Below are 24,334 nucleotides of genomic sequence, written 5' to 3' on the forward strand. Positions count from 1 at the left end.
GGGGGGGGGGGGGGGGAGGGGGTGGGGGAGGGGACTATCCCTTGCTTGGGGGGGGGGCGGGCGGGGAGGGGCCCGCGTCCCCCCCCCCCCCCCCCCCCCCCCCCCGCGGTGGTCGTGCTTCAGAGCCCCTGGGTGCTGGAGATGTCCGGGGCGACCACGCCAGAGCCGGCGCCGGGCATCGGCGGGGCATCCTCGCCCCACTGACCGGCGTCATCGACCATATCCAGAGCGCCCGCGGCGCGGTCGGGGCCCCTCACGTCCGCGGTGTCCGCTCCCTGAGGCGGGCTGATCGCGGCGATGACAGCCCCGGCGGCGAGAGAGGCAACGGCCAGTACGCTTCGCTTCTTCATACCGGGGTCAACTCCCCCACGCTCATAAGGGCACGGTCTGGCCCCCGACATCACTACAGCGGACGTCTAGGGTTCCGGTCCAGGACAGGGGTTGACGGAGCCTACGCTGTGCGGATGTTGCTCTACGCCCCCGCGGCACTCCTCTTTCTCGTCTTCTGCGTGCGCGTGGTGCGCGAGCGCAGGAAGTTCAGCAATGCCGTGATCCTGGGCCTCGCCGGGCTCTGTGCACTCGCGGCCTGGCTGTTCCAACTGGTCAGGTCCGGCTCGGCGTCGGGTCAGGCCGTGGCGTGGGCGCTGGTGGTCCTCGGCGCACTGAGCATCCTCGTGCTGACGTGCTTCCTGTTCTCCAACGGCCTGCAGATGGTGCGCAAGGAAGGCCGGAGCCCGACCAACCTGCTTTCGCTGGTCGCGGCGTTGGCGATCCTGTCGGTCGTGGCGCTGGTGGTCATGGCCGTGGTCGTACGGACTCCGGTGTGGATCGGGGTGGGAACGGCGGCCGGTGGCCTTGCCGCCTATCTCGCGTTCCTGTTCCTCTGCTTCGTCTGTTACGCATTCCTCTACGGGCGGCAGCGGGTGCGCCGCAAGGCCGACTTCGTGGTCGTACTCGGCTCGGGGCTCGTCGGTGGGTCCACCGTGCCGCCCCTCCTGGCCAGTCGCCTCAGGCGGGCGCAGTCGGTGCACGCGCGCCTGGCCGAGCGGGGCGATGCGCCGGTCCTCATCACCTCGGGGGGCCAGGGGCCGGACGAGGATCTGCCGGAGTCCCACGCGATGGCCGACGATCTGATCGCCCACGGGTTCCCCGCCGCCCTGATCGATCGGGAGGACCGCTCGACCACGACCGAGGAGAATCTGCGGTTCAGCAAGGCGATCATGGAGAAGACGAAGCCGGACTACCGGTGCGTCATCGTCACGAACAACTACCACGCCTTCCGTGCCGCCCTCACCGCCCGGCGGACCGGGATCAAGGGCCAGGTGGTGGGTTCGCCCACGGCCGCGTACTTCTGGCCCACCGCGACGATCCGCGAGTTCGCCGCTGTCCTCGTCGCCTACAAGCGGACCAACGCGGCCATCTGCCTGCTGCTCGTACTCGGCGGGGTGCTCGCCTGGTGGGCGCAGCGCAACGGCTCCGGGTGACCCGCTTCCGCAGGCCGGGCGGCCAGGGCTACGAGCGACGGCGGGGCTTGCCCCGCTTCGCCGCCTTCGGTGCGCCTCCGGAACCGCCGCGCGCGTTCTTGCCCGACTTTCCGGTGGGCTTGCCCGTCTTCGCTGCGGGCTTGCCCGTCGTCGGCTTCCGACGAGGGGCCCCCTTGTCGGGGCTCTTGCGCTTCGACTGGTCCGATGCCGACGCGGCCGCGGGAGTCTGGGAGCGGCCGCGGGAGCTGTTGACGGTGCGCCCGCGCACGATCCCGATGAAGTCCTCCACCAGGTCCGTGGTGGCGTCCTCCGGCCAGGACAGCGCGACCCGCGACTCGGGGGCGTCCGTGAGCGGCCGGTAGGTGAGGTCCTTGCGGTGGTGCAGACGGGCGAGCGACTGGGGGACGGCGAGGACCCCGATGCCCGCCGCCACCAGCTCGACGGCGTCCGGCGTCGTCGCGGGGCGCTCGTTCGCCGGCTGTCCGGGCAGCTTCTCCCACGCGAGGGTGTCGTCGAGGGGGTGCAGGATGATCTCGTCCGCCAGATCCTCGGCGGTCACTTCGTCGACCGCCGCGATCACGTGGTCCTTGGGGATCACCACGACCGTCGTCTCGGTGTAGAGGGGGATCGCACTGAGGTCCGTACGGTCGACGGGGAGCCGTACGAAACCGGCGTCGGCGCCGCCGCCGCGCAGGAGGTCGAAAGCCTCGCCCGGGTCCACGGCCACGAGGGTCAGCGGCACGTCGGGCAGCCGCTCGTTCCAGATCCGCACCCACTTGGTGGGTGTCACCCCCGGGACGTACGCGAGCCTGAAAGAAGGGGTCACCTGCGAGTCCGTCACTCCGCCAGGTTACCGGTCGTGGTCGGCGGTAGCTCACACGCTCGATACCCTGGGGAGCATGACGTCGCACCAGACCGCCCAGACCATGAAGCCCGCGACCGCGGCGAAGAAGCTGGGTGTGTACCTCGAGGCCACCCCCGCCGAGTTCCAGGAGGGTGTTGTCTCGCGCACCGAGCTGAACGCCCTGCAGACCGAGCCGCCCGAGTGGCTCCAGGAGCTGCGGCGCACCGGACCGCACCCCCGGCCGGTCGTCGCGTCGAAGCTCGGCGTGTCCATCGCCGGTCTCGCGCGTGGCGGGGTCACGGAGGCCCTCACCACGGAGCAGATCGAAGCGATCAAGACCGACAACCCGGAGTGGCTGCAGAAGGAGCGCGCCACCCAGGCCGAGGTCCGCAAGGAGACGGTACGCATCAAGGAGAAGAACGCCGCGGAGCAGGAGCGCCGGTCGCGTTCCTGACCTCACCCGGACTCCGAGCCCCCGGACACTGACGCGGTCAGCCCGGGGGTTCAGTCATGCCGCGCCGCGCCGCACCCCGCCCCGCCCCGGTGTCCGGACCCCGTGGCGGGCGCCGTCGGGGTTCCTGCGATGCTGATGGCGTGGTCCTCACCCCCGCAGTGCCGGAACCGATATCCGCCGATCCGCCCACTTCCACGGAGAACCCGCTGCTCACGCAGTCGTGGCTGGACCTTGCCTTCGTGCACTGGGCCGTGGACCCCGCGGATGTCGCGCCGCTCCTTCCGGCCGGTACGGTTCCCGATCTTCACGACGGGGTGACCTATGTGGGTCTTGTCGCGTTTCGCATGCACCGGGTCGGCTGGTTCCGGCTGCCGGGCGTCCCGTACCTGGGCACGTTTCCCGAGACCAACGTCCGCCTGTACTCGGTGGACGCCCATGGGCGCCGCGGCGTCGTCTTCCGCTCCCTCGACGCCTCTCGTCTGATCCCGGTGGCGGTCGCGCGCGGCGCCTTCCGGTTGCCGTACCAGTGGTCGCGGATGAGCATTCGACACAGCGGCGACACCGTCACGTACACCAGTGCGCGGCGCTGGCCGGGGCCGCGGGGCGCGCACAGCCGCATCGCCGTCCGGGTGGGCGAGCGGGTCGAGGAGCCCACCGATTTCGAGCACTTCCTGACGGCCCGCTGGGGCATGCACAACACGTTCTTCGGACGGCAGATGTTCCTGCCGAACGCGCATCCGCGGTGGCCGCTGCACCGGGCCGACCTGATCGAGTGCGACGAGGACCTGGTCGCGGCCGCGGGACTGCCGCGGCCGGTCGGTGACCCGGTGAGCGTGCTGTACTCGCCAGGTGTACCGGTCCGCTTCGGGCGCCCTGCCCGGCCCGGCGGCATCCCGACTCCCTGACGCCGGCCTTGGGGCGCGGCGACAACCTCCTTTACCGCAGGCCGAGTTCACTCACGGACCCGTGGCGCAGCGCCGGGTCCGCGGGGAGAAAAGGTGCGGCCGAGCCCGTCGCCCGGCCCTATGCTGAGCGGCCGACGCGGCTGCTCACCGCTTCAGCTCCCGGGAAGAGGACGCGCTGACCGCGTTTGCCGCGCAGCAAGCCCATGGCACGCCGTCATCGGTGGGCTCCCGGCTCGCGCGGATCGCGCAGGACACCGGCGCCGACGAACTGATGCTGGTCACGCCGGTCCATGACCTCGCCGATCGCGTGCGGTCGTTCGCGTTGGTACGTGAACTCTGCACGGCGCCCCGTGGAAAGGGGGCCGAGAAGGACGGACAAGCGCCGCAGTCTGATCGCGACTGCGGCGCTTGACGGTTGCCGGCCACCGGCCGGGGACTTGCTAGGCGGCGTGGAAGCCGGTGGTTCCCTTGCGGCGTCCGGCGTCCGCGTCGTGATGGATCGGCTCGCCCGTCCCGGTCAGCGGGGCCCCCGTCCCGCCCCTGCGCGCCGCGATGATCTCGGCCGCGATGGACAGGGCAGTCTCCTCCGGGGTGCGGGCCCCGAGGTCGAGACCGATCGGGGAGTGCAGACGGGCCAACTCCTCGTCGGTGACGCCGACTTCCCGCAGGCGTGCGTTGCGGTCCTCGTGGGTGCGGCGTGAGCCCATCGCGCCGACGAACGCGACCGGGAGCCGCAGGGCCACCTCGAGGAGCGGGATGTCGAACTTGGCGTCATGGGTGAGGACGGCAAGGACCGTGCGGCCGTCGGTCGCGGTGTCCCGGAGGTAGCGGTGCGGCCAGTCGACCACGATGTCATCGGCCTCGGGGAAGCGGGCCTTCGTGGCGAAGACCGGACGGGCGTCGCACACGGTCACGTGGTAGCCGAGGAACTTGCCCGTGCGTACCAGGGCCGCGGCGAAGTCGATCGCACCGAAGACGATCATGCGGGGCGGGGGCACGCACGACTCGACGAAGAGTGTCAGGGGCTCCCCGCAGCGCGATCCGCTCTCCGAGACGTCGAACTCGCCGGTGCGGCCCGCGTCCAGCATCGCGCGGGTCTCGCCGACCACCGTACGGTCGAGGTCGGGATGTTCGTCCAGGCCTCCTTCGTACGAGCCGTCGGGGTGGACGAGCACGACCCTGCCGAGGAGTTCGGCCGGGCCCCGGGCGACGCGGGCGATCGCCGCCGCGTCGCCGCGGGCGGCGGCCGAGAGCGCCGCCGTGAAGACCTGCCTGCCCGGCGCGTCCGCGCCGAGCGGCGTGACCAGGACCTCGATTACGCCGCCGCAGGTCAGACCGACGGCGAAGGCGTCCTCGTCGCTGTAGCCGAACCGCTCGCGCACGGTCGCGCCGTCCTGGAGGGCCTGCACGCACAGGTCGTACACCGCGCCCTCCACACAGCCGCCGGAGACCGAACCGATGACCGTGCCCTCGCTGTCGACGGCGAGGGCGGCGCCGGGCGGGCGCGGCGCGCTGCCGCCCACCGTCACGACGGTGGCGACGGCGAAGTCCCGGCCCTCCTGGACCCAGCGGTTCAGTGCTTCGGCGATGTCAAGCACCCGGGGCTCCTCCCGCGTTCAGGACACGGTCGGGGCGGATGGGCAGTTGGCGGTGGCGTACGCCGGTCGCGTGCCAGACCGCGTTGGCGATCGCCGCGGCGGCCCCCACGATGCCGATCTCGCCGATGCCCTTGATGCCGACCGGGTCGTCCGCGTCCGTGTCCTCCACCCAGTCCGCCTCGATGACCGGCACGTCGGCGTTGGCGGCGAAGTGGTAGCCGGCGAAGTCGGCGCCCACGTGGCCGCCCGTCGCCTGGTCGCGGTGGGCCTCCTCGTGCAGGGCCATGGACAGGCCCCAGGTCATGCCGCCGACGAACTGGCTGCGCGCGGTCAGGGGGTTGATGATGCGGCCCGCCGCGAAGATGCCGAGCATGCGCCGCACCCGCACTTCTCCGGTGGTGACGTCGACGGCCACCTCCGCGAACTGCGCGCCGAAGGAGTGACGTTCCTTCTGCGCGAGTGCTCCGACGGCCGCGCTGGTGTCGGACCGTACGGTGATTCCCTGCGGCGGGATGTCGCCGCCCAGGGCGAGTTGTTCCCGCAGGTCGGCCACCGCTGTCCTGACGGCCCAGCCCCAGGAGCGGGTACCCATCGAGCCGCCGGAGATCGCCGCCGGACCGAAGTCGCTGTCGCCGATGCGCACCCGGACGCGGTCCTGGGGAACTTCGAGGGCTTCCGCGGCGATCAGGGTCAGCGCGGTGCGTGCTCCCGTCCCGACGTCCGCCGCGTTGATCCGCACCGTGAAGGTGCCGTCGGCCTCCGCCGTCGCGGCCGCGGTGGACGGCGCGACGATCACCGGGAAGGTGGCGGCCGCCGTGCCGGTGCCGAGCAGCCAGCGCCCCTCGCGCCGCAGGCCGGGGCGCGGATCCCGGTCGGCCCAGCCGAACCTGCGGGCGCCCTCCTGGAAGGCGGACAGCAGATTGCGGCTGGCGAAGGGCAGCCCGGAGACGGGGCCCACGTCCGGTTCGTTGCGGGCGCGCAGCGCGATCGGGTCCACACCGCACCGCTCGGCGAGTTCGTCGAGCGCGGATTCCAGGGCGAACGAACCCGGCGCCTCGCCGGGAGCGCGCATGTAGGTCGGCGTGGGCACGTCGAGGCGCACCACGCGGTTGACGCTGCGGTGGGCGTCGGAGGCGTACATGGGGCGTCCGAACCCGGCGCTCGCCTCGACGAACTCGTGGACCGTCGAGGTGAGGCTGTGCCCCTGGTGGTCGACGGCGCGCAGCCGCCCGTCGGCGTCGGCGCCGAGCCTGACGCGCTGGGCGGTGGGGCTGCGGTAGCCGGTGAGCGTGAACAGCTGGCGACGGCTGAGGACGACCCGGACGGGGCGGTCGAGCATTGTCGCCGCCATCACGGCGAGGATCTGGTGGACGCGTACGCCCTTGGATCCGAAGGCGCCGCCGATGTGCTCGGACCGTACCCGTACCGATGCGGGGTCGAGCGAGAACAGTTTGGCCAGTTCGTCCGCGACCCAGGTGCTGCCCTGGTTGGAGTCGACGACTTCGAGGCGTCCGTTGTCCCAGCGCGCCATCGCGGCGTGCGGTTCCATCGAGCCGTGGTGTTCTTCGGGGGTGGTGTACTCCTGGTCCACGACGTGCGTGGACGCGGCTAGCTCGGCCTCCAGGTCGCCCTTCTCCACCAGGTGGCCGTCGCCGTCCGGCGTGTACGTGCCGGGGTGCTCGGCGGAGAACGCGACGTCGTGCGGCTCCTCCTCGTACCGCACCACCACCGCCTCGGCGGCCTCCCTGGCCTGCTCGGAGGTCTCGGCGACGACGAGCGCCACCGGCCAGCCGACGAAGGGCACCCGGTCGTGCTGGAAGACCTCCACGATCGGGTCGGGGACGCCGAGCATGCCGACGTAGTCCCCGTCGACGCGCGGCGCGTTGCCGTGGTGCAGGACGGCCAGGACACCGGGCATCGCGCGCACGGGGTCCGACTCGACCGCAAGGACCCGGCCGCGGGCGATGGTGGACAACACCAGCCAGCCGTGGGCGAGTTCGGCGAAGGGGATCTCGCCCGCGTACCGGGCCGCGCCGGTGACCTTGTCCAGGCCCTCCACGCGGGTGTACGAAGCGCCGGCGGCGCTCGTCGCCCCGGTGGACGCGGTCGTCGTGGTCTGCGCCGTCATCGGGTCGCCTCCTCGGTGAGCTCGGTCAGCAGGGCGACGACGAGGTTGCGCATCAGCGTCACCTTGTAGCCGTTGTCGGGCAGCGTCCTGGCGGCGGCGAGTTCGGCGTCCGCGGCGGCGGCGAACGCCTCGGCGGTCGCGGGACCGCCGGTCAGGACCCGCTCGGCCTCGCGGGCGCGCCACGGCCGGGACGCCACCGCGCCGAAGGCCAGGCGCACTTCGCGTACGACACCGTCCTGGACGTCGAGCGCCGCGGCGATCGAGCCGATGGCGAAGGCGTACGACGCGCGCTCGCGCACCTTGCGGTAGCGGGAGTGGAGGGCGACCGGGGCCGGCGGCAGGGTGATGCCGGTGATGAGCGCGCCGGGCGGCAGCGCGGTCTCCAGGTGCGGGGTGCTGCCGACGGACAAGTAGAAGTCGGCGAGCGGCAGTTCGCCGGTGCCCTGCGCCGTCTCGTACGAGATGACGGCGTCGAAGGCGGCGAGCGCCACGCCCATGTCGGAGGGGTGGACGGCCACGCAGTGCTCGGTGGCGCCGAGGATGGCGTGGTTGTGGTGTTCGCCCTCGACGGCGGGGCAACCGCTGCCGGGGGCGCGTTTGTTGCAGGGTTTGGACAGGTCGGCGAAGTACCCGCAGCGGGTGCGCTGGAGCAGGTTGCCGCCCACGGTGGCCATGTTGCGCAGCTGGCCCGAGGCGCCGGCCAGGACGGCTTCCGCCAACGCGGGGTAGCGGCGCCGCACTTCGGGGTCGGCGGCGAGATCGCTGTTGGTGACGGTCGCGCCGATCCGCAGCCCGCCGTCGTCCGTGGTCTCTATCCGGTCGAGAGGCAGCTCGCGTACGTCGATGAGCAGTCCGGGCCGCTCCACGCCGGTCTTCATCAGGTCGACGAGGTTCGTGCCGCCGCCCAGGACGCGCGCGTCGGGATCGGTGCCGAGCAGCGCGACCGTGCCGGGGATGTCGAGCGCCCGCTGGTAACCGAATTCCCTCATGCCACGGCCTCCGTACCCTTGTTCTCGGCGGCCGCCGCCTGCGCGACCGCCTGGACGATCGACACATACGCGCCGCAGCGGCACAGGTTGCCGCTCATGCGTTCCCTGATCTCGTCGGCGCTCAGCTCGGGAACGCCCGCTTCGGGCCGTACGTCCGTGGTCGCGGCGCTCGGCCAGCCCGCCGCGTGTTCCTCGATGACCGCGATGGCCGAACAGACCTGTCCCGGCGTGCAGTAGCCGCACTGGTAGCCGTCGAGATCGAGGAACGCCTGCTGTACCGGGTGCAGTTGGTCTCCCTGTGCCACACCTTCGATGGTGGTGATCTCGCGCCCCTCGGAGGCAACGGCGAGTTGCAGGCAGGAGACGGCACGGCGCCCGTCGATCAGCACCGTGCAGGCGCCGCACTGTCCTTGGTCACAGCCCTTCTTGGTGCCGGTCAGATCGAGGCGCTCGCGCAGGGCGTCGAGCAGGGTGGTGCGGTGGTCGACGGGCAGCGTGTGCTTTTCGCCGTTGATGTTCAGCGTGATGGCGCTGGACGTCGATGGGGCCACGATCAGCCTTCTTTCGCTTCTGTCATCTTGTGTCAGCTTGAGTCAGCTCGTGTCACGTAAAGGCGGGATCGTCGCGTGAGGCGGTCCCGACGGAGGCTCCGGGAGGTGGTGGCGCTGTGCGTAAGGGGGGTCTGCCGGTATGGTGACCCTAAGCGGACAGCTGTCCGTTAGCTTCAAAACTTAACGGACACCTGTCCGCTTAGCAAGAGTGGCCCGGGCCGCGATTCTCGGGAGGAGGACGAGTGCACCAGAAGAAGGACGCACAACTGCGCTCGGACGCACAACGGAATCGCGAGCGCATCCTGGAAGTGGCACTGACCGAACTGACGCGCTCGGCGGACGCCCCGCTCAGCGCGATCGCCAAGAAGGCGTGCGTCGGGCAGGGGACGTTCTACCGCAACTTCCCCAACCGTGAGGCCCTCGTCCTCGAGGTCTACCGCTACGAGGTCCAGCAGGTCGCCGACACCGCCTGTCAGCTCCTGGAGACCCGCCCGCCGGACCAGGCCCTGCGGGAGTGGATGGACCGCCTCGCCCAGTACGCCATGGCCAAGGCGGGCCTCGCCGACGCGATGCGCAAGGCCACCAGCACCCTGGGCACGCTTGCCGGGGTGGGCCACGGGCCGGTGACCTCGGCGGTCACGCTCCTCCTGAAGGCGAACGAGGAGGCGGGCACCATCCGGCCCGGCGTCACCCCCGACGACTTCCTGCTCGCCATCGCGGGTCTCTGGCAGATCGACCCGCACGGCGACTGGCAGACGCGCTCCGGACGCCTCCTCGACCTGGTCATGGCCGGACTGCGCGCAGGAGCGCCGCGCTGACACCTGCCGCGGCCAACAGGATCACGAAGGCGGCCATCAGCGCCGTGGTGTAGCCGTGCACGGAGGCCGCCGCGCGGGTGGCATCCGCGGTGGACGCCAGGTACGACGCGCCCGCGCCGGCCGCGACCGTGTTCAGCAGGGCGGTACCGAGCGCGGCGCCCAGTTGCTGGGAGGCGTTGTAGGCCGCCGCCGCGGCTCCGATGTCGTGCGGGGGCAGGCCCGCGGTGGCCAGGCTCGCGGTGGGCGGCAGGACGCAGCCGAGGCCGAGGCCGGTCAGGACCAGCGCGGGCACCAGATACAGGCCGAAGACATCCGTGCTCTGCGATGTCAGGCGAGTCAGCAGGAACATCCCCGCCGCCGCGGCAAGCAGCCCCGGCACGATCAGCGCGGCGGGCCTGACCCGAGCGTGCAGCCTCCCGGCGATGAGCGTCGCGCCGACCAGCGCGGCCAGCGCGTTGATGATCAGCGTCAGGCCCGCCTCGACGGGCGAGTAACCGAGGACCGTCTGCGTGTAGTAGCTCATGAACAGGTAGAAGCCGAACATCGCGACGAACAACAGGGTGACGGAGAGAAACGCCCCGGCGCGGGCGCGATGGTCGAGCACGCGCATCGGAAGCAGGGGCCGCGGCGCCCGGAACTCGACGGCGGCGAACGCGGCCAGCAGCAGGACACCGCCCACGAGCAGGACGAGGACCTTCGCCGAACTCCAGCCGAGCGGCTCGGCCTCGTTGAAGGCGTACACGATCGCGGCGAAGCCCGCCGCGCTGAGCAGGGCGCCCGCGACATCGAGCCGCCCCTCGCCCCGGACCGGCCGGTCCCGCGGCACGAACGTCGCGCCGAGCACGGCGAGCAGGGCCACGGGCACGTTGACGTAGAGGCACCAGCGCCAGCCTGCGTACTCGGTGAGCAGTCCCCCGGCGACCAGGCCGACCGCCGATCCGGCGGCCCCCACCGCGGCGAACACGCCGAAGGCCCGGCCGCGTTCGCCCGGCTCGGTGAAGGTGATCGTCAGCAGGGAGAGGCCCGCGGGTGCGAGGCCCGCGGCGAACACCCCTTGCAGGGCGCGCGCCCCGAACAGCATCTCGGGTTCACGGCCGCCCCGCCGAGCGCGGACGCGGCGGCGAAGCCCACGAGCCCGATGAGGAACGTACGCCGGTGGCCCAGCGCGCTGCTGACCCTCCCGCCGATGAGCAAGAGCCCGCCGAAGGCGAGCGCGTACGCGGTGATCGCCCACTGCCGGCTCGCGTCGGACATGCCGAGTGCGCTCTGCGCGGAGGGGAGCGCGATGTTCACGATGGTTCCGTCGAGGACCACGAGGAGCTGGGCCGCGCTCACCGCGAGCAGCGTCCACCAGCGCCGTCGGGAGGGGGTGAGGCTCCCGCCTGTTTCCTGGGTGTCAGGGGCGTCCGCGCACGGCTTCGCCCCGGTCAGTTCGTCATCCGCTGGATTCATGACTTCAAGTGTTTCGTTGAAGTCGCCCCGGAGACTTTGCCCCTCTTCCTGTCGGCTGCCCCGGCGTATCACGCTGTGAACCCTCAAGCCCCGGTTGTATCCCGACGTGACAGAATCTCCGCCTGAATAGCGGCGATGAGGGTGTGAGCGCAGTGAGACGGCGGACCAGGACCGGCACATGGGACCGCTTTGTGGCCTCGGACCCGGGGCTCCTGCGGTTGATGGCGGGGCTGCGGACGGTCGGTGCGATCGCGCTCACGCTCGTCGTCCTCGCGCTGTTCGGCACCGACGTCACCCACATGGTCGCGGGCGCCATGACCGCGATGGTCTCCACCTTCGCCATCAAGGAGAAGGAGGTGCGCGGGCAGGCGATCACACTCGCACTCGGGCTGCCCGTCGCGATCACGGCGATCTCCCTGGGGGCGCTGCTGCACGACCAGGTCGTCGCGGGTGACATCTTCTTCATCGCGCTGATCTTCGGTGCCGTCTACAGCCGCCGGTTCGGCGACAGGGGCACCGCACTCGGCCTGATCGGCTTTCAGGTCTACTTCGTCTCCCTGTTCGTGGGCGCAACGGCGTCCGCCCTGCCCAGCCTGTGCCTGGCCCTTGCCGTCGCCTTCGTGTGCAGCGCCGTCGTACGGTTCGCCGTCGTGCCGGAGACGCCGGGGCGTGATCTGGGGCGGCTGCGCGTCGCCTTCAGAGCGCGGCTCGCGCAGCTGGTGGCCACGCAGATCGAGCTTCTCGACGCCTCGCCCGAGCAGTTGGAGAAGGTCCTCACCGACCTGCGGCGCGGCACCTCCCGACTGCACGAGACCGCCCTGATGATCCAGGGCCGCCTCGAGGAGGGCACCCCCGACTCGGCCACGGCGACCCTCGTCCAACGCCGCGTGGCGGACGCGGAGATCGCCGCCGAACGCCTCGGCGTACTCCTCCTGAACGCCCGTAGCGCCGAACGCGCGGACACCCTCACCCTCCATCTGCCGTACGCCCCCGTACCGGCGACGGGGACGCGCATCCGTGCCGAGGACGACGCCACGGTCACCCTGCGCCGCGACCTGAACGCGCTGCACCTGCTGGTCGGCCGCCCGGTCGCCGACGACCGGGGCACTGCCCTGGCCCACGTACGCAACCGGCTGCTCGGCTACCGCGACGAGGACAACCTGCCGCGGGCCTCGACGGCCGTCCAGGACGTCTTCCGCGGCATCGGTGAGGCGGCCCGAGCCGTCCTCGGCCTGCGGATCGCCCTCGACGGTCCCCAGGACGAGTCCGACGACTCACCGGCGACGACCCGCTCCCGCGAGGAGTTCGACGCCGAGGACATCGCGATCGCCGGCGCCGAGGAGATTGCCGAACCCGAGGAGGACGACCGCACCGGGCTGCGGCGCCCCACCACCCGGGCCGCGTTCCAGGTCGCGGTGGGCTCGACCCTGGCCATCATCGGCGGCGAGTTCCTCTCCACCCAGCGCTGGTACTGGGCGGTGCTGACCTGCTGGGTGGTTTTCCTCAACACCGCCTCCACGGGCGAGATCCTGGTTAAGGGCTACCGGCGTCTCCTGGGCACGGTCCTCGGAGTGGTCGCAGGTGTGGCGCTCGCGGGTCTGGTCGGCAACCACACCTGGGTCGCGTTCGCGCTTGTCCTGCTCTTCATCTTCGCGATGTTCTTCACCGCACCCCTGTCGTACGCGCTCATGTCCTTCTTCGTCACGGCGATGCTGGGCCTGCTCTATACCCTCCTGAACACCTACAGCCTCGCCGTGCTCTGGCTGCGCATCGAGGAGACCGCGCTCGGGGCCGCCTGCGGCATCATCGCGGCGGTCCTCGTCCTGCCGGTGCACACCGACCGCCGCACCGACGACCTCCTGAACACGGTCCTGACCCGCCTCGCCGACGTCATCTCCGCCTCGGTCGAACAGCTCAGCGGCGGCCCGGCGGCCGATCTCCTGGACAAGGCGCGGGACCTGGACACCGCACTCGACGATCTGCGCGCCTCCATCCAGCCGCTCACCCACCCGATCACCCCGCTGCGCGGCCGCCGCAGGACCGCACGCTATCTGGTGGCGCTCCTGGAGACCTGCGCCTATCACGCCCGTTCCCTGGCGGCCACGGCCGAGCTCGTGCCGTACAGCAAGAACGTCGCGGCCGACCCGCGGCTCGAACGCGCCGGCCTGCGCATCGCCCACAACATCGAGGTCATCGCCGGGTACGTGGCGGACGACAAGGCCACCGGCGAGGTCGAGTCGGGCGCCAGCATCGCCTCGATGCTGGAGGCAGAGGGGTCCGGCGCCCCGCGTTCGGGCACCGTCACCTACCGCGTGCTGCGCCATCTGCAACGCCTGGACGAAGGCGTGGTGGGCCTCGCCCGGCCGCTGGATGTGCCGGTGGCGGGGCGGGGCACCTCGGCGGCGAAGGCCTCGCGGGTCTGACCCGGCGCAAGGACGCTCGTCCGTCAGCCGCGGTTCAGTCCAGCAGTTGCGTACGCAGACGGTCGATCAGGGAGTCGTCGACGCCGAGTTGCTTGACCGCGTAGTCGCGCACCGAGCCGTGGGCGGTGGTCAGGTCGGCGAGGAAGAGGCGCATGATCTCTTCCGGGGCGCGCCCATATCCGGGCCAGTTCAGGGGCCGGTCCGGATGGCCCGCCTTCCAGTCCGCGATCAGCCGGTCGGTGGCCAGTTCGGTGAGGGCGAAGTCCACGGCGATGACGTCCTCTTCGACGCCGAGCAGCGCGAGGACGAGCGCCGCCAGGAGCCCGGTGCGGTCCTTGCCCGATGCGCAGTGGAAGACCTGCGGTCCATCGCCACGAGCAATGACCTCCAGTGCCTGGCGGAGTTCCTCGGCGCCGTCGAGGGCGACCTCCGCGTACCGGTCGGCGAGATAGCGCCAGGGGTCGAGGCCGGGGTCGATCTCCGCCTGGTCGTACGGGCGGTGCTCCACGCTGAGGTTGACGTAGGCGAGCCCCTCGGTCTCGGGGACCCGCCCCTTGGCCTCGATCTCCCACGGGTAGCGCAGGTCGATCACGGTGCGGACGCCCAGCGAGAGGAAGAGGTCCCAGTCGGCGCCCCGCAGCTTGGCGAGCGAGTCGGAGCGGTACAGGCGACCCCAGCGCAGCATGCGCCCGTCAGAGGTCCGATAACCGCCCAGATCCCGGAAGTTGTGCAGGCGCTCGAAGTCTATGTGTCGTCTCACCGTCGGGATACTACGTCGTGGAGTTCGAGGGGAACCGGCGCCGGAAGGGGCTCGGCGGGGGCGGTGCGATCGGCGCGGAACGAGTCGAGGAGGTAGGCGACGAACCGCCGGGACGCGGCCAGGGCCGCCTCGGTGGAGTCCGCGGTGATGCCGCTGTTGGCCATGAGGATGAGCGGGAGGTCGGCTGGGTGGAAGTCGGCACGCAGTCGGCCGGCGGCCTTCGCACGGAGCACCAGTTGCTCGAAGCCGCGCTCGGCGCGCCGGCGTTCCCGAGCGAAATCCAGGACGTCCGGGAAGGCCGTCATGAACGCCGCGGTGAATCCGCGGTCGATCACGTGCATGGCGCACACCTTCTCGATGACCGTACGGAATCCGTGCCAGGGGTCGGGGTCCGCGAGGGCGTCGTCGACGGCGGACACGCACGCTTCGAGCTGGTCCGCGAAGACCTCCGTGACCAGGGAGTCCCGCGTGGGAAAGCGGCGGTAGAGCGTGGCCACCCCGACACCGGCGCGGCGGGCGATGGCGGCGATCGGCACGTCGAGGCCACGCGCGGCGAACAGTTCACGGGCGGCTTCGAGGACGCGCCGGCGATTGCGGAGCGCGTCCGCGCGCAGCCCCGCCCCGGCGGCCGGTGCGAGGTCCTCCGCGGCCGGTGCGAGGCCCGCCCCCGGCCGCATCCGAGACGAATCAGCAGGCATGTTTCTCACATTAGCTCAAGTGGACGACCCTCTCCGTTTAGCGGGTTAGCGTCGCTGACAGTGGCACCGAACGGCGTTGAAACCACGACGGGGACAGGAGAACGATGAGTGACATGCGCGCGGCTCTGTACGACAGGTACGGCTCGCCGGAGGTGCTGTACGAAGGGACGGTGCCGAAGCCGGTCGCGGGCCCCGGTGAGGTGCTGGTCCGCGTCCATGCCGCCAGCGTGAACGGCGGCGAGCTGACGGGCCGGGCGGGGAAGGTTCGGCTGGTGACGGGGCTCGCCGGGCGGGGTTTCCCCAAGCGTACCGGGATCGACTTCGCCGGTGAGGTGGCGGCCCTCGGTTCCCCCATGTCCGCTCTGGCGCCGGGTGACCGGGTGTGGGGCGCCTTGGCACGGTCCCAAGGCTTCGGCTCCGCCGCGGAGTTCGTGGTCGTGCGACCTCGCCAACTGGCCCTCGCGCCGGCCGGCCTCGATCTGGTCCAGGCCGCGGCCCTGCCCGGCGTCGGCACGACGGCGATCACTGCGCTGCGGGACAAGGCCCGGCTGGCGGCGGGCGAGCGGCTGTTGGTTCGCGGCGCCAGCGGCGGCGTCGGAAGTGCGGCCGTCCAGCTGGGGCGGGCGTACGGCGCCCATGTCACGGCGCTCGCGGGGGCCAAGAGGCTCGACTTCGTGCGGGACCTCGGAGCCGACGATGCCTTCGACTACGCGACCACCGACGCGGCCGGCCTCGGCCCCTTCGATGTCGTGCTCGACACGGTCGGCACGGAGCTCGGCGCGTACCGGCGACTGCTGGCGCCGGGAGGGCGCATGGTGTCGATCGCCTTCGACGCGAGTCGTATGGCTGCCTCGCTCTCGTACATCGTCGGGTCCGCGGTGTTCGGTCCGCGACGTGTGCGGTTCTTCAGCGGCAACCCCGGCCATCAACTCCTGGCGGAACTGACCCGGTTGACCGAGGGTGGGGCTATCCGGCCCGTCGTGGACACGGTGTACCCGCTGGCCGACATCGCCGGGGCGCACCGCGCGCTGGAGGCGGGCGGGATCCGCGGCAAGCTCGTGGTCGACGTCAGATCTTCGCAGGCGGTGAGTTCGGGCTGAGGGTTCGCGGCGTGGGCAGGTTCACCAGCAGGAATGCCGCCGCCTCCCGCACGGGCGCGGGGGCGTCGACCCTGCCGGCCACCAGGTGAGTCGCCGTGCGTCCGAGTGTCTGGGTCGTCCGTACGGAGCCGATGTGGGCAGCATGTGGAGCAAGCGCGGCCATGAGGTCCTCGGCCTCCCTCCAGGCTCCGGCCCGCGCCAGGGCGGAGAGGAGCTGCGCGGTGAAGAGGTTCCGGTAGGCGGGTCCGGGCGCGGTGGCCGCCTCGTGCAGGAGGGGGATGGCCTGGTCCCATCTGTGCAGCCTGGCCAGTACCCAGCCCCGGTGGCCGACCAGTTCGGTCCGGTCGATCCACCAGGCCCAGGGCGGATCGTGGCGCGAGACGCCGTCCAGGAACCGGCTGCGGGCGCGGGCCATCAGGTCCATGGATGCACGGCGGCCGCCGAGCATGGCGATCGCGTGCGCCCGGCGGATCAGGACGAGACTGCTGACCCTGGCGGGGAGCGCTCGGGCGCCCGGCACACGGTCCGCGCTCTCCAGGGCGGTGCGCGGCTCTCCCGTGTGGGCCAGGAGCATGCTGTCGTTCAGCAGCACGAACCGTGCCGTCCAGCGGTCGCCGCAGAGCTCCGCCAGGCCCAGCGCCCGTACGTTCATCCGGTGTGCCGCGCGGTAGAAGCCCGCGTCGAAGAGGATCCACCCGATGACCTCGCACAGCTCGGCGATGGCAGCGAGCGTGTCACTGTTCCGCGTACGCAGGCTTCCGGGATCAGCGGACAGCTCCGGGACGCGCCGCAGGGCCTCGCGCACGGCGGGCATCGCTGAGGTGGCCCCGGACGTGGCGTCGAGGGCCACGAGTCGCTCGATGGTGCGCAGGGCCGAGGAGATCACCCCGCAATGATCACGCATACGCGTACACATACACCGACGCGGTCACCGGTCAGCGATATACCTCGGCGGTGTGCGAGCGGCCCACATCGCGGACGACTTCCAGACCGAGTACGCGGTCGAGGTGGGCGAACGTCTCGAACTTGGCGCCGCCCGGCACGTCTTCGGCCGTCTCCAGAGCGCCGAGGAGCCTCAGCACGGCCGGGGTGTCGAGACCGTTGTCCAGGGAGGCCCGGGCCCTGTCGACGAAGTCGGCGGGCATCGCCTTGGACGGCTCATCCGCCCAAGCGGCCACGGACTTACGCCAGTTGGCCAGCTTCGCGACGGCGGCGTCGACGGCCTGCTCCGATACGTCGACGGGCTCGTGGTGCGGGCGGCCGAGCAGGAGCAGCCGCAGGGCGAGGGCGTCCTGGCCCGCCTCCTGGTCCGCGTCCGCCTTTGGGGACGCGCCGCCCGGCGTCACGGCCTCGCCGACATGGAGCGACAGGCCTACGGCGCCTTCGTACGTGCGGCTGGTGAGGTGCACGGTCGGCGGGCCGCCGAGAGCCTCGGTGAGCTCGTCGACGGTGCCGTGGGCGTCGGCCGGACGGATACCGGCGGCGTCGGCCGCCGCTGACGGCGGGCAGGTCCACCCGACCAGGACGGTCCGGCCGCGCAGCTCGGCGACTCGGGCCAGCACGTCCGCGACGAGGAGCACGCGCAGACCGGTCAGGTCGTCCGGGTCGTCGGCCGACTGCGCATGGGCGCACATCCGCAGCGGTCCGAACCCGGCCAGATCATCAACGATGCTCAGCACACCTCAGAGACTAGGCGTACGGCTCTCCGAAGGCACCCGGCAGGAGTCGCCGGGCAGGAGTTGCCGAGCAGGCAGTGGCTCCCCGCCCGGCCGCTCCCACCCGGCCACTCCGGACCGGATGCTCTCCCCCTAGGCCGGTCCGACCCCGCCCGTGCAGGCCGCACCGGGCTCGGGGGTCTGCGCCCCCTGGACGTATTTGTCCAGGAACTGCTCCACCCGCGAGTCGGATGCCTTGTCCACGGTGAGCTGGCGGCCCCACGCCGTGAGCGTGAGGGCCCCCTTCTGCTCCTTGACCGGGCTCATCAGCGTGTAGGGCGTCGTGCTGACCTTCTGGCTCAGCGTCTTGATGTCTCCGGACGCCGCCTTGTCGCTGTACGTGATCCAGACGGCGCCATGCTCCAGGGAGTGGACGGCGTTCTCCTCGGCCAGCGGCTTGTCGTACACGTTTCCCTGGCAGTTGGCCCACGCCTGGCTGTGATCGCCGCCCGCCGGCGGGGTCATCGGGTAGTCGACGTCCTTCTCGACGTGGTTGCGCCCGAGCTTCTTCGCGTCCCACTCTTTCTCCCCCTTGACGGGGGCCTGCGCGACAGCTTCTTCCTTGTCCTGCTTCTCCGACGCGTCGAGCAGGACGTACGAGCCGAATCCGGCGAGCCCGGTCAGTACGGCCACGCCCGCGGTGACGGCGATGACACGACTGCGGCGCTCTCGCGCCAGCTCGGCGCGGCGCAGCTCTTGTATGCGGGCCTTGCGTGCGGCGGTGGTCGCGGACTTCTTGCCTGTCTTGGAGGTGCCCATGTCCGGCTACGTCCTTGTCCCCGCCGTGCCCGGGGCACGGCGGTGGTGGCGGTGATGGTGTGAGGTGATCGGCACGAGCGCGCCGGAGCCGGGTCCGATGCCGGACGGGGTCCGCGGCGCGTTGATTCGGCCTACGTCCTCTGCACCTGCAGGACGTGGAGACTCGGAGCATGGCGGTGAACAGGCGCCTGCCGCGCGGGATGTACGTCGACCGGAGCCGCGGGCAGTCCGGCCTCCCCCAGCGTCGACGGCACCAATGGTTCGGGGGCCGGAAGCGCGATCCCCGCGGTGTGCGCGGCGGAGGCACACCGCTCGCCGGGCGGGCAACCGTGTCCCACGGAGGATTCCTCGGCGGCGGGGGCGGGGCTCCCGCCTGTGGTGGTGGGCGCGGCGGCGAGGGTGACCACATCACGGTCGGCCGCCTCGTCGTGATGTGCGGCGGAAGCGAAGCACACGCACAGGACGGCCAGCAGGGTCGCCAGGCCGATCACGGACACGACGCAGCGCGCGGCGTTCCGCCGTCCCCCGCACACCATGTCCCGCAGCCCTGACGCCATGGGCGCAGATAGTAGCCGCTGCCGGATCAGCTCCGGGGCGTAGGGCGGTAACGCGCAACCTCTGCGTGCGCCCCGCCCGGGGTCCGAGGTGAGCCCGCGGGATCGGCGTACTTCACCGCGTCGCTCGACTTCAGCCCTACCTGCTGCAGGGCATGCTCAGCGGCCAACGCCCCATCCGCACACCAACCTCGCGACTCACACCCCGTGATGCGCGAGCGCCGTATGGGGATCCGAACCTCCGGGCTCCACCGCCGGGTCCGCATGGACCAGCGCCGCGGTCAGCTTCGGCACCGCGTGCAGCAAGGCGTGCTCCGCGTCGACCGCCACCTCGTGTGCCTCCCGCACCGACAGCTCGCCGTCCACCACGACCGCCACCTCCGCGCGCAGGCTGTGGCCGATCCAGCGAAGGCGCAGCTCGCCCACGCCCCGTACACCAGGGACAGTCAGGAGCGCCTCCTCCGCCGCGTCGACCAGGGCCGGGTCCACGGCGTCCATCACCCGGCGGAACACCTCGCGCGCCGCGTCCCGCAGGACGAGCAGGATCGCCAGGGTGATCAGCAGGCCAACGATAGGGTCGGCGAGCCGCCAGCCCAGAGCGGCGCCGCCCGCGCTCAACAGGACGGCCAGCGAGGTGAATCCGTCCGTACGGGCGTGCAGACCGTCGGCCACCAGGGCGGCCGAGCCGATCTCGCGGCCGACGCGGATCCGGTAGCGGGCGACCCATTCGTTGCCGATGAAGCCGATGACCGCGGCGGCGGCCACCACCCAAAGGTGCTGCAAGGTACGGGGGTTGAGCATCCGGTCCACCGCCGCCCAGGCCGCGAAGGCCGCCGACGCCGCGATCGTCAGGAGGATGACGATGCCCGCGAGATCTTCCGCGCGTCCGTACCCGTAGGTGAAGCGGCGGGTGGCGGCGCGGCGGCCCAGGACGAAGGCGATGCCGAGCGGGACCGCGGTCAACGCGTCCGCCGCGTTGTGCACGGTGTCGCCAAGGAGCGCGACCGAACCGGTGAGCACGACGATCACTGCCTGGGCCGCAGCCGTCACCCCCAGAACCGCCAGCGAGATCCACAGCGCGCGCATGCCACGCGCGGACGATTCCAGCGCCGTGTCGACCTTGTCGGCTGCCTCGTGCGAGTGCGGCTTCACCAGGTGCACGAGCTTGTGCCGCCACCGAGCCGACCGGGCCGCACCACCGCGGCCATGCTGGCGATGAACGTGTCCGTGCTGCTCACCGACGTGTCCGTGCTGCTCACTCACGTGTACGGCCTTCCGACGCGGGACGGAGAGTGGACACCGCGAGGCGCCCGAGCCCATTATGTGCGTATGAGCGCACGCATGCACCTATCACCTGCGCACGATGCGCACCCGCAAGATCCGGGCGCCGAGCACTACACCCACGCGGCCGAGGTGCTTGGCCTCCTGGCGGACCGCACCCGCCTGGCCCTGCTGCACACCCTCGGCAAGGGCGAGGCGGACGTCACGACGCTGACCACCGCGTGCGGCGCGGCCCGCCCGGCGGTCAGCCAGCACCTGGCCCGACTGCGCCTCGCCGGACTCGTCTCCGTACGCAAGGAAGGGCGACGCATGGTCTACGGACCGCCCGACGGGCACCTGCGCCGCGTGGTCGACGAGGTCCTGAACCTCGCCGACCACCACCTCAGCGGTTCGGCCACCCACGACTGAGCCACGACTGAGCCGGAGTCAGGCGTAGGTGCGCCTGCCGCGCCGGTGGGCGATCTCCCCCAGCACGATGTCCAGGGCGAGAAACGCCGCCAGCGGGATGCCGAGCAGCGGCACGAAGTAGCCGAGCACGGCGATCGCCGCCATCAGCGGGACCAGGACGTACGCCGGAACGTGTCGCCACGCCCCGCGCGGCAGCGGACGCCCGAACGAGTTCCCGCGCCCGCGCTGCCACCACATGCGGTACCCCCACACGATCATCAGGATCAAGCAGAGGGCGAGCGCGACGAGGGCGATCTGGTTGGCGAGCCCGAAGAGCGTGCCGGTGTGCGCGTCGATGCCCCAGCGGGTCAGCTTGGCGAGCACGGGGTAGTCGGCGAACCGCAGCACCTCGGTCACCTCGCCGCTCGCGGGATCGATCGCGACGGAGTCCTGCTTCTCGGGCCAACTGCGCTGGATCTGCCGGACGACGTACGCGGACGACTCGTCGGCGGGCGGTACGACCTCCACCGGGTTGGAGAGCCCCTCGGCACGGGCCGCCTTCAGGACGGCATCGAGCCCCACCCCCTCGGCGGCGCCTCCCGAGCCCGATCCGCCGTGCCCGGCGTGCTCTCCGCCGCCCCCGGCGGTCGCCGTGAGCGCCGGTGTCGTCTGCCCGATGGCCTCACGCAGGTCGCTGACGCTCTGGCCCGCGTACGCCGACCAGGTCAGCCCCGTCGCCGACAGGAAGATCAGCCCGGCGGCGGCCCACAGGCCCACCGAGCCGTGCAGCGAGAGCGTGCGGCGACGGCCGGTGGCCCCGCGCAGCTTGCGCTGGGAGCGGCGGCGCGCGAACCACAGCACCAGACCGCCGCCCGCGATGACCCACAGCCAGCTGGCGGCGAGTTCGCTGTAGAGCCGGCCGGTCTCGCCCAGGTGCAGATCGCGGTGGAGCTCGTCGATCCAGGTGCGCAGCGGCAGAGCGCCGGTGGAGCCGTACTGCTCCAGGGCGCCGCGCACTTCGCCGTTGTAGGGGTTCACGAACACGGCGAGGGTGTGGTCGGCGTCCACGCCCGGGGTTCCGGCCAGCAGGACGCGGGTCGTGGCGCCGTCCTCGGGCGAGGGCCGCACCGCGCTGACCGTGCCCTCGGGATGCGCCTTGCGGGCTGCGGCCACCTGTTTCGATATCGGCAGCTCTGTCTTGTTCTCGCCGACGGGGACGCGCAGTTCGTGGGAGTACACGATCTTCTCGGCCTGGTAGGAGCAGGCGTACAAGAGTCCCGTGGTGGCGGCGACGAGCAGGAAGGGCGCGATGAGCACCCCGGCGTAGAAGTGCAGTCGCAGCACGAGCGGACGCAGCGACGCCCATCCGGACCGTCCTGCGGAGGGCGGTGCTGCCCCCTGGGTCTCCTGCCCGTCGTCCGGGGCGAGGAGTGTGGGTTCGGCGGACATGAGCTGCTCTCCTGGCTGAGGGTGGCGCGATTCGGCCGTAGTGGGCCGGTGCAGGAGTCGGTCGGCGGGGTGGAGTAGTTCCCGGCGATACGCGGGAGTTGCGTGATGCGCGCCACACGCGCAGGGGGACGCGGCGAGTCGGGAGCCGGTGGGCCGCCGTGCGCCGCGATCGGCGTGCACAGCGACTGGCGTGCGTCACGGTTGCCGTGTGCCGCGATTGGCCTGCGCCGCGCCCTTCGCCGACGGCAAGGGCGGGAGCAGCGTCGAGAGTCCGGGCGTCCTCAGGACCGGCCCCCCCCGACCGGGACCCCTCCACACTGCCCGTTGGAGACACGATGCTCCAGACACGCGAGTTGTTCGACAGCCTTGCCTCTCGTGCCGACCACCTCGACAACCAGACCCTGGCCACCGCCGTCGACACCCTCTCGGCGTGCGAACTGGCCGTCACCGCCTGCGCGGTCGGCATGCTCGCCGAGAAGGCGGCCGACGACCTGCGGGCCGCCATAAACCGCGACCTGAACTGCGCCGACGTGGCCGCCGCCACGCGGCTTGTCCTGACGCGCGGCACGGACGCACATCCCGCGCTCCTGATGGCCCAGTTGGAGGCGTGCGCGATCGCGTGCGAGCAGAGCCACGAGTTGTGCGCTCAGCACGCGCCGCGGCACGAGCACTGCCGCCTCTGCTCGGAGGCCACCGACAGCGCGGCATCGGCGTGTCACGGAGGTCCTGCGGAGCCTGCGGGCCTGACCCGACCCTGGCCCGGCCGGGAAGCCGCGTCCGCGAGCGGATCCGGGGGCACGCGCGCGGTTCGCCCCGCGGTCCTGGATCCGGCAAAATGCCCGGATGGACTATGAGTTCTGGAACGACATCCACACCCGCGGCGGCATCCCCGCGGTCAAGGGCGCACTGGAAGAGCTGGCCGAGCGCGGTTCCGCCGAGGACGTGGACGCAGCGATGGAGCTGGCCTGCCAGGTCATCGCCGACGACACCGCCCGCCTCCAGGCCCGCGCGGATCAGGCCGAGGCGCGACTGCGGATGCTGACCGACGAGGCACGTGAGGTGGAACGGCAGGTCGACGCGCACGCCGTGGCCGAGGGGTCCGCCGAGGCATCGGGGCGCGCGGAACGAGACTGACCGCCGCCGGGCGCCGGTCGGCTGAGCCTGAGAGCGGGAGGTGACGGCGTTCACCCGGATGTGGTCCTGTCCCCCGCTCCGCCCCTTCGCCACCCTCATCGACGAGGTCCAACAGGCAGGCTTCCGCGTGGAGTCCGTACGGGACATGACCGCGAACTCGGCGCCGTGCGGCGAGCTCATGCGCGTGCTCTACGAGGACCGGCGCAACGAGATCGAGGAGCGGTTCGGAAAGGAGGCCCGGCCTACACTGATCCGCTCATGGCCCCCTACCGCTCCTTCTGCCGCGACCACATGGACTACTACCTGCTCGTCGTGCGCGCGCCCGGGGCCTGACGCGCGGTCCCACACGATCCGCCGGCCCGCGTGGGGCCGGCGGATCCGCGCGTCACCTCACGGTCACCGTGACGACCGGCGAGACGGTGGCGCCGCTCGCGACGCGCAGTTCGTTCTTGCCCTTGAGGCCGAGCTTGACGCGCAAGCCGTAGCTCCCGGACTGGTTGGTGACCGTGTCGGCCGGCAGGGCCTTCCACGCCCCGTGCTGCTTCTGCTGCAGGGTCACCTTGCTGCCTGCCTTCAGCCCGGTGGCCTTGCCCATGATCCGCAGCTCCTGCCACGCGCGGACATGGGAGACGGACGCCTTCGCCGTCAGCGAGGCCGCGACGGGCGTGGCCGCGGCAGGCTGGGCCGGGACGGGCTCGGCCGCCGCGGGCTGCGCCGGCCGGGGCTCCGGGTCGGCACCTGCGGCGAGCGCGGCGGTCGTGGGAATCAACAGGACCGACCCGACGAGAGCGGAGACGGCGGTGGTACGCAGAAGGCTGCGACGGTTGTTTCGCATGGCGGCAGTGATCCCC

25 protein-coding genes and 1 pseudogene are annotated in these 24,334 nt (G+C 71.7%); 9 read left to right on the forward strand and 17 right to left on the reverse strand.

What is annotated here, in order from left to right:
• Window positions 1-119: 119 nt before the first annotated feature.
• On the reverse strand, window positions 120-350 hold the full coding sequence (locus tag ACZ5U5_RS01425) for a hypothetical protein (RefSeq protein ID WP_469014870.1): 231 nt from the start codon (window positions 348-350) through the stop codon (window positions 120-122).
• Window positions 351-464: 114 nt separating this feature from the next.
• On the opposite strand from ACZ5U5_RS01425, the gene ACZ5U5_RS01430 reads away from it, so the two are divergent.
• Window positions 465-1,484, forward strand: a complete 1,020-nt coding sequence (locus ACZ5U5_RS01430) for a YdcF family protein (RefSeq protein WP_469014872.1) — start codon at window positions 465-467, stop codon at window positions 1,482-1,484.
• Window positions 1,485-1,512: 28 nt separating this feature from the next.
• Here the strand turns inward: ACZ5U5_RS01430 and ACZ5U5_RS01435 are convergent, their stop codons facing one another.
• A complete protein-coding gene (locus tag ACZ5U5_RS01435; protein ID WP_469014874.1) occupies window positions 1,513-2,325 on the reverse strand; it encodes a LysR family substrate-binding domain-containing protein in 813 nt (270 codons plus the stop codon).
• A 58-nt stretch (window positions 2,326-2,383) separates the two neighbouring features.
• Here ACZ5U5_RS01435 and ACZ5U5_RS01440 point away from each other — a divergent pair, with 58 nt between their 5' ends.
• Together ACZ5U5_RS01440 and ACZ5U5_RS01445 are read left to right on the forward strand one after the other, a co-directional pair.
• Window positions 2,384-2,782: a DUF5997 family protein gene (locus ACZ5U5_RS01440; RefSeq protein ID WP_367038725.1), complete on the forward strand. Its 399-nt coding sequence runs from the start codon at window positions 2,384-2,386 to the stop codon at window positions 2,780-2,782.
• A 140-nt stretch (window positions 2,783-2,922) separates the two neighbouring features.
• Complete coding sequence (locus tag ACZ5U5_RS01445) at window positions 2,923-3,687, forward strand: YqjF family protein (protein ID WP_469014876.1); 765 nt, start codon at window positions 2,923-2,925, stop codon at window positions 3,685-3,687.
• Window positions 3,688-3,901: 214 nt separating this feature from the next.
• On the opposite strand, the gene ACZ5U5_RS01450 is transcribed toward ACZ5U5_RS01445, so the two are convergent.
• The 5 genes from ACZ5U5_RS01450 to ACZ5U5_RS01470 all read right to left on the reverse strand — a co-directional run bounded on the left by ACZ5U5_RS01450 (window position 3,902) and on the right by ACZ5U5_RS01470 (window position 8,953).
• Window positions 3,902-4,066 carry a hypothetical protein gene (locus ACZ5U5_RS01450; protein ID WP_469014878.1) on the reverse strand — a complete coding sequence of 55 codons (165 nt, stop codon included), beginning with the start codon at window positions 4,064-4,066 and terminating at the stop codon, window positions 3,902-3,904.
• Window positions 4,067-4,127: 61 nt separating this feature from the next.
• On the reverse strand, window positions 4,128-5,285 hold the full coding sequence (locus ACZ5U5_RS01455) for an XdhC family protein (RefSeq protein WP_469014880.1): 1,158 nt from the start codon (window positions 5,283-5,285) through the stop codon (window positions 4,128-4,130).
• On the reverse strand, window positions 5,278-7,413 hold the full coding sequence (locus tag ACZ5U5_RS01460; RefSeq protein WP_469014881.1) for a xanthine dehydrogenase family protein molybdopterin-binding subunit: 2,136 nt from the start codon (window positions 7,411-7,413) through the stop codon (window positions 5,278-5,280). Before ACZ5U5_RS01460 ends, ACZ5U5_RS01455 begins: the two co-directional genes overlap by 8 nt.
• A complete protein-coding gene (locus ACZ5U5_RS01465) occupies window positions 7,410-8,402 on the reverse strand; it encodes an FAD binding domain-containing protein (protein WP_469014883.1) in 993 nt (330 codons plus the stop codon). Before ACZ5U5_RS01465 ends, ACZ5U5_RS01460 begins: the two co-directional genes overlap by 4 nt.
• Entirely contained in the window at window positions 8,399-8,953 is a 555-nt protein-coding gene (locus ACZ5U5_RS01470; protein ID WP_469014885.1) for a 2Fe-2S iron-sulfur cluster-binding protein, read from the reverse strand. The genes ACZ5U5_RS01465 and ACZ5U5_RS01470 overlap by 4 nt, the downstream gene beginning before the upstream one ends.
• Before the next feature lie 242 nt (window positions 8,954-9,195).
• On the opposite strand from ACZ5U5_RS01470, the gene ACZ5U5_RS01475 reads away from it, so the two are divergent.
• Window positions 9,196-9,771: a TetR/AcrR family transcriptional regulator gene (locus ACZ5U5_RS01475; RefSeq protein ID WP_469014888.1), complete on the forward strand. Its 576-nt coding sequence runs from the start codon at window positions 9,196-9,198 to the stop codon at window positions 9,769-9,771.
• On the opposite strand, the pseudogene ACZ5U5_RS01480 reads toward ACZ5U5_RS01475, so the two are convergent.
• A pseudogene (locus ACZ5U5_RS01480) lies at window positions 9,737-11,223 on the reverse strand (MFS transporter). The gene ACZ5U5_RS01475 and the pseudogene ACZ5U5_RS01480 overlap by 35 nt on opposite strands.
• 143 nt (window positions 11,224-11,366) lie before the next feature.
• Here ACZ5U5_RS01480 and ACZ5U5_RS01485 point away from each other — a divergent pair.
• Window positions 11,367-13,646 carry an FUSC family protein gene (locus ACZ5U5_RS01485; RefSeq protein ID WP_469014890.1) on the forward strand — a complete coding sequence of 760 codons (2,280 nt, stop codon included), beginning with the start codon at window positions 11,367-11,369 and terminating at the stop codon, window positions 13,644-13,646.
• 34 nt (window positions 13,647-13,680) lie between these two features.
• On the opposite strand, the gene ACZ5U5_RS01490 is transcribed toward ACZ5U5_RS01485, so the two are convergent.
• Together ACZ5U5_RS01490 and ACZ5U5_RS01495 are read right to left on the reverse strand one after the other, a co-directional pair.
• Window positions 13,681-14,406, reverse strand: coding sequence for a tyrosine-protein phosphatase (locus ACZ5U5_RS01490; protein WP_469014893.1), 726 nt, complete (start codon window positions 14,404-14,406; stop codon window positions 13,681-13,683).
• On the reverse strand, window positions 14,403-15,104 hold the full coding sequence (locus ACZ5U5_RS01495) for a TetR/AcrR family transcriptional regulator (RefSeq protein ID WP_469014895.1): 702 nt from the start codon (window positions 15,102-15,104) through the stop codon (window positions 14,403-14,405). Before ACZ5U5_RS01495 ends, ACZ5U5_RS01490 begins: the two co-directional genes overlap by 4 nt.
• 113 nt (window positions 15,105-15,217) lie before the next feature.
• On the opposite strand from ACZ5U5_RS01495, the gene ACZ5U5_RS01500 reads away from it, so the two are divergent.
• The gene (locus tag ACZ5U5_RS01500) at window positions 15,218-16,204 is read left to right on the forward strand and encodes an NAD(P)-dependent alcohol dehydrogenase (protein ID WP_469016835.1); all 987 of its coding nucleotides are present in this window, start codon (window positions 15,218-15,220) and stop codon (window positions 16,202-16,204) included.
• Here the strand turns inward: ACZ5U5_RS01500 and ACZ5U5_RS01505 are convergent.
• The 5 genes from ACZ5U5_RS01505 to ACZ5U5_RS01525 form a co-directional block, all read right to left on the reverse strand.
• Window positions 16,173-17,090, reverse strand: coding sequence for a DNA-binding protein (locus ACZ5U5_RS01505; RefSeq protein WP_469014897.1), 918 nt, complete (start codon window positions 17,088-17,090; stop codon window positions 16,173-16,175). The genes ACZ5U5_RS01500 and ACZ5U5_RS01505 overlap by 32 nt on opposite strands.
• Before the next feature lie 49 nt (window positions 17,091-17,139).
• Window positions 17,140-17,883, reverse strand: a complete 744-nt coding sequence (locus tag ACZ5U5_RS01510) for a hypothetical protein (protein WP_469014899.1) — start codon at window positions 17,881-17,883, stop codon at window positions 17,140-17,142.
• Between the two features lie 129 nt (window positions 17,884-18,012).
• Window positions 18,013-18,678, reverse strand: a complete 666-nt coding sequence (locus ACZ5U5_RS01515) for a DUF3105 domain-containing protein (RefSeq protein WP_469014900.1) — start codon at window positions 18,676-18,678, stop codon at window positions 18,013-18,015.
• A gap of 131 nt (window positions 18,679-18,809) precedes the next feature.
• Window positions 18,810-19,235 carry a hypothetical protein gene (locus ACZ5U5_RS01520; RefSeq protein WP_469014902.1) on the reverse strand — a complete coding sequence of 142 codons (426 nt, stop codon included), beginning with the start codon at window positions 19,233-19,235 and terminating at the stop codon, window positions 18,810-18,812.
• A 195-nt stretch (window positions 19,236-19,430) separates the two neighbouring features.
• Window positions 19,431-20,495, reverse strand: a complete 1,065-nt coding sequence (locus ACZ5U5_RS01525; RefSeq protein WP_469014904.1) for a cation diffusion facilitator family transporter — start codon at window positions 20,493-20,495, stop codon at window positions 19,431-19,433.
• A 78-nt stretch (window positions 20,496-20,573) separates the two neighbouring features.
• Here ACZ5U5_RS01525 and ACZ5U5_RS01530 point away from each other — a divergent pair, with 78 nt between their 5' ends.
• On the forward strand, window positions 20,574-20,921 hold the full coding sequence (locus tag ACZ5U5_RS01530; RefSeq protein ID WP_469014906.1) for an ArsR/SmtB family transcription factor: 348 nt from the start codon (window positions 20,574-20,576) through the stop codon (window positions 20,919-20,921).
• Window positions 20,922-20,939: 18 nt separating this feature from the next.
• Here ACZ5U5_RS01530 and ACZ5U5_RS01535 read toward each other — a convergent pair whose 3' ends face one another.
• The gene (locus tag ACZ5U5_RS01535) at window positions 20,940-22,349 is read right to left on the reverse strand and encodes a PepSY-associated TM helix domain-containing protein (protein ID WP_469014907.1); all 1,410 of its coding nucleotides are present in this window, start codon (window positions 22,347-22,349) and stop codon (window positions 20,940-20,942) included.
• Window positions 22,350-22,684: 335 nt separating this feature from the next.
• On the opposite strand from ACZ5U5_RS01535, the gene ACZ5U5_RS01540 reads away from it, so the two are divergent.
• Window positions 22,685-23,203: a four-helix bundle copper-binding protein gene (locus tag ACZ5U5_RS01540; RefSeq protein WP_469014910.1), complete on the forward strand. Its 519-nt coding sequence runs from the start codon at window positions 22,685-22,687 to the stop codon at window positions 23,201-23,203.
• Window positions 23,193-23,483 carry a hypothetical protein gene (locus tag ACZ5U5_RS01545; RefSeq protein WP_469014911.1) on the forward strand — a complete coding sequence of 97 codons (291 nt, stop codon included), beginning with the start codon at window positions 23,193-23,195 and terminating at the stop codon, window positions 23,481-23,483. The genes ACZ5U5_RS01540 and ACZ5U5_RS01545 overlap by 11 nt, the downstream gene beginning before the upstream one ends.
• A 385-nt stretch (window positions 23,484-23,868) precedes the next feature.
• Here ACZ5U5_RS01545 and ACZ5U5_RS01550 read toward each other — a convergent pair whose 3' ends face one another.
• Window positions 23,869-24,318 carry a hypothetical protein gene (locus ACZ5U5_RS01550; protein ID WP_469014912.1) on the reverse strand — a complete coding sequence of 150 codons (450 nt, stop codon included), beginning with the start codon at window positions 24,316-24,318 and terminating at the stop codon, window positions 23,869-23,871.
• Window positions 24,319-24,334: the final 16 nt, after the last annotated feature.

Source organism: Streptomyces sp. NPDC033177 (assembly GCF_055577715.1).

What these genes read in the sequence shown, in the direction of transcription:
- ACZ5U5_RS01425 (WP_469014870.1), bottom strand. Translation starts at nt 350, where the DNA reads ATGAAGAAGCGAAGCGTACTGGCCGTTGCCTCTCTCGCCGCCGGGGCT.
- ACZ5U5_RS01430 (WP_469014872.1), top strand. Translation starts at nt 465, where the DNA reads ATGTTGCTCTACGCCCCCGCGGCACTCCTCTTTCTCGTCTTCTGCGTG.
- ACZ5U5_RS01440 (WP_367038725.1), top strand. Translation starts at nt 2,384, where the DNA reads ATGACGTCGCACCAGACCGCCCAGACCATGAAGCCCGCGACCGCGGCG.
- ACZ5U5_RS01460 (WP_469014881.1), bottom strand. Translation starts at nt 7,413, where the DNA reads ATGACGGCGCAGACCACGACGACCGCGTCCACCGGGGCGACGAGCGCC.
- ACZ5U5_RS01465 (WP_469014883.1), bottom strand. Translation starts at nt 8,402, where the DNA reads ATGAGGGAATTCGGTTACCAGCGGGCGCTCGACATCCCCGGCACGGTC.
- ACZ5U5_RS01495 (WP_469014895.1), bottom strand. Translation starts at nt 15,104, where the DNA reads ATGCCTGCTGATTCGTCTCGGATGCGGCCGGGGGCGGGCCTCGCACCG.
- ACZ5U5_RS01500 (WP_469016835.1), top strand. Translation starts at nt 15,218, where the DNA reads ATGCGCGCGGCTCTGTACGACAGGTACGGCTCGCCGGAGGTGCTGTAC.
- ACZ5U5_RS01515 (WP_469014900.1), bottom strand. Translation starts at nt 18,678, where the DNA reads ATGGGCACCTCCAAGACAGGCAAGAAGTCCGCGACCACCGCCGCACGC.
- ACZ5U5_RS01520 (WP_469014902.1), bottom strand. Translation starts at nt 19,235, where the DNA reads ATGGCGTCAGGGCTGCGGGACATGGTGTGCGGGGGACGGCGGAACGCC.
- ACZ5U5_RS01530 (WP_469014906.1), top strand. Translation starts at nt 20,574, where the DNA reads ATGCACCTATCACCTGCGCACGATGCGCACCCGCAAGATCCGGGCGCC.
- ACZ5U5_RS01535 (WP_469014907.1), bottom strand. Translation starts at nt 22,349, where the DNA reads ATGTCCGCCGAACCCACACTCCTCGCCCCGGACGACGGGCAGGAGACC.
- ACZ5U5_RS01540 (WP_469014910.1), top strand. Translation starts at nt 22,685, where the DNA reads ATGCTCCAGACACGCGAGTTGTTCGACAGCCTTGCCTCTCGTGCCGAC.
- ACZ5U5_RS01545 (WP_469014911.1), top strand. Translation starts at nt 23,193, where the DNA reads ATGGACTATGAGTTCTGGAACGACATCCACACCCGCGGCGGCATCCCC.
- ACZ5U5_RS01550 (WP_469014912.1), bottom strand. Translation starts at nt 24,318, where the DNA reads ATGCGAAACAACCGTCGCAGCCTTCTGCGTACCACCGCCGTCTCCGCT.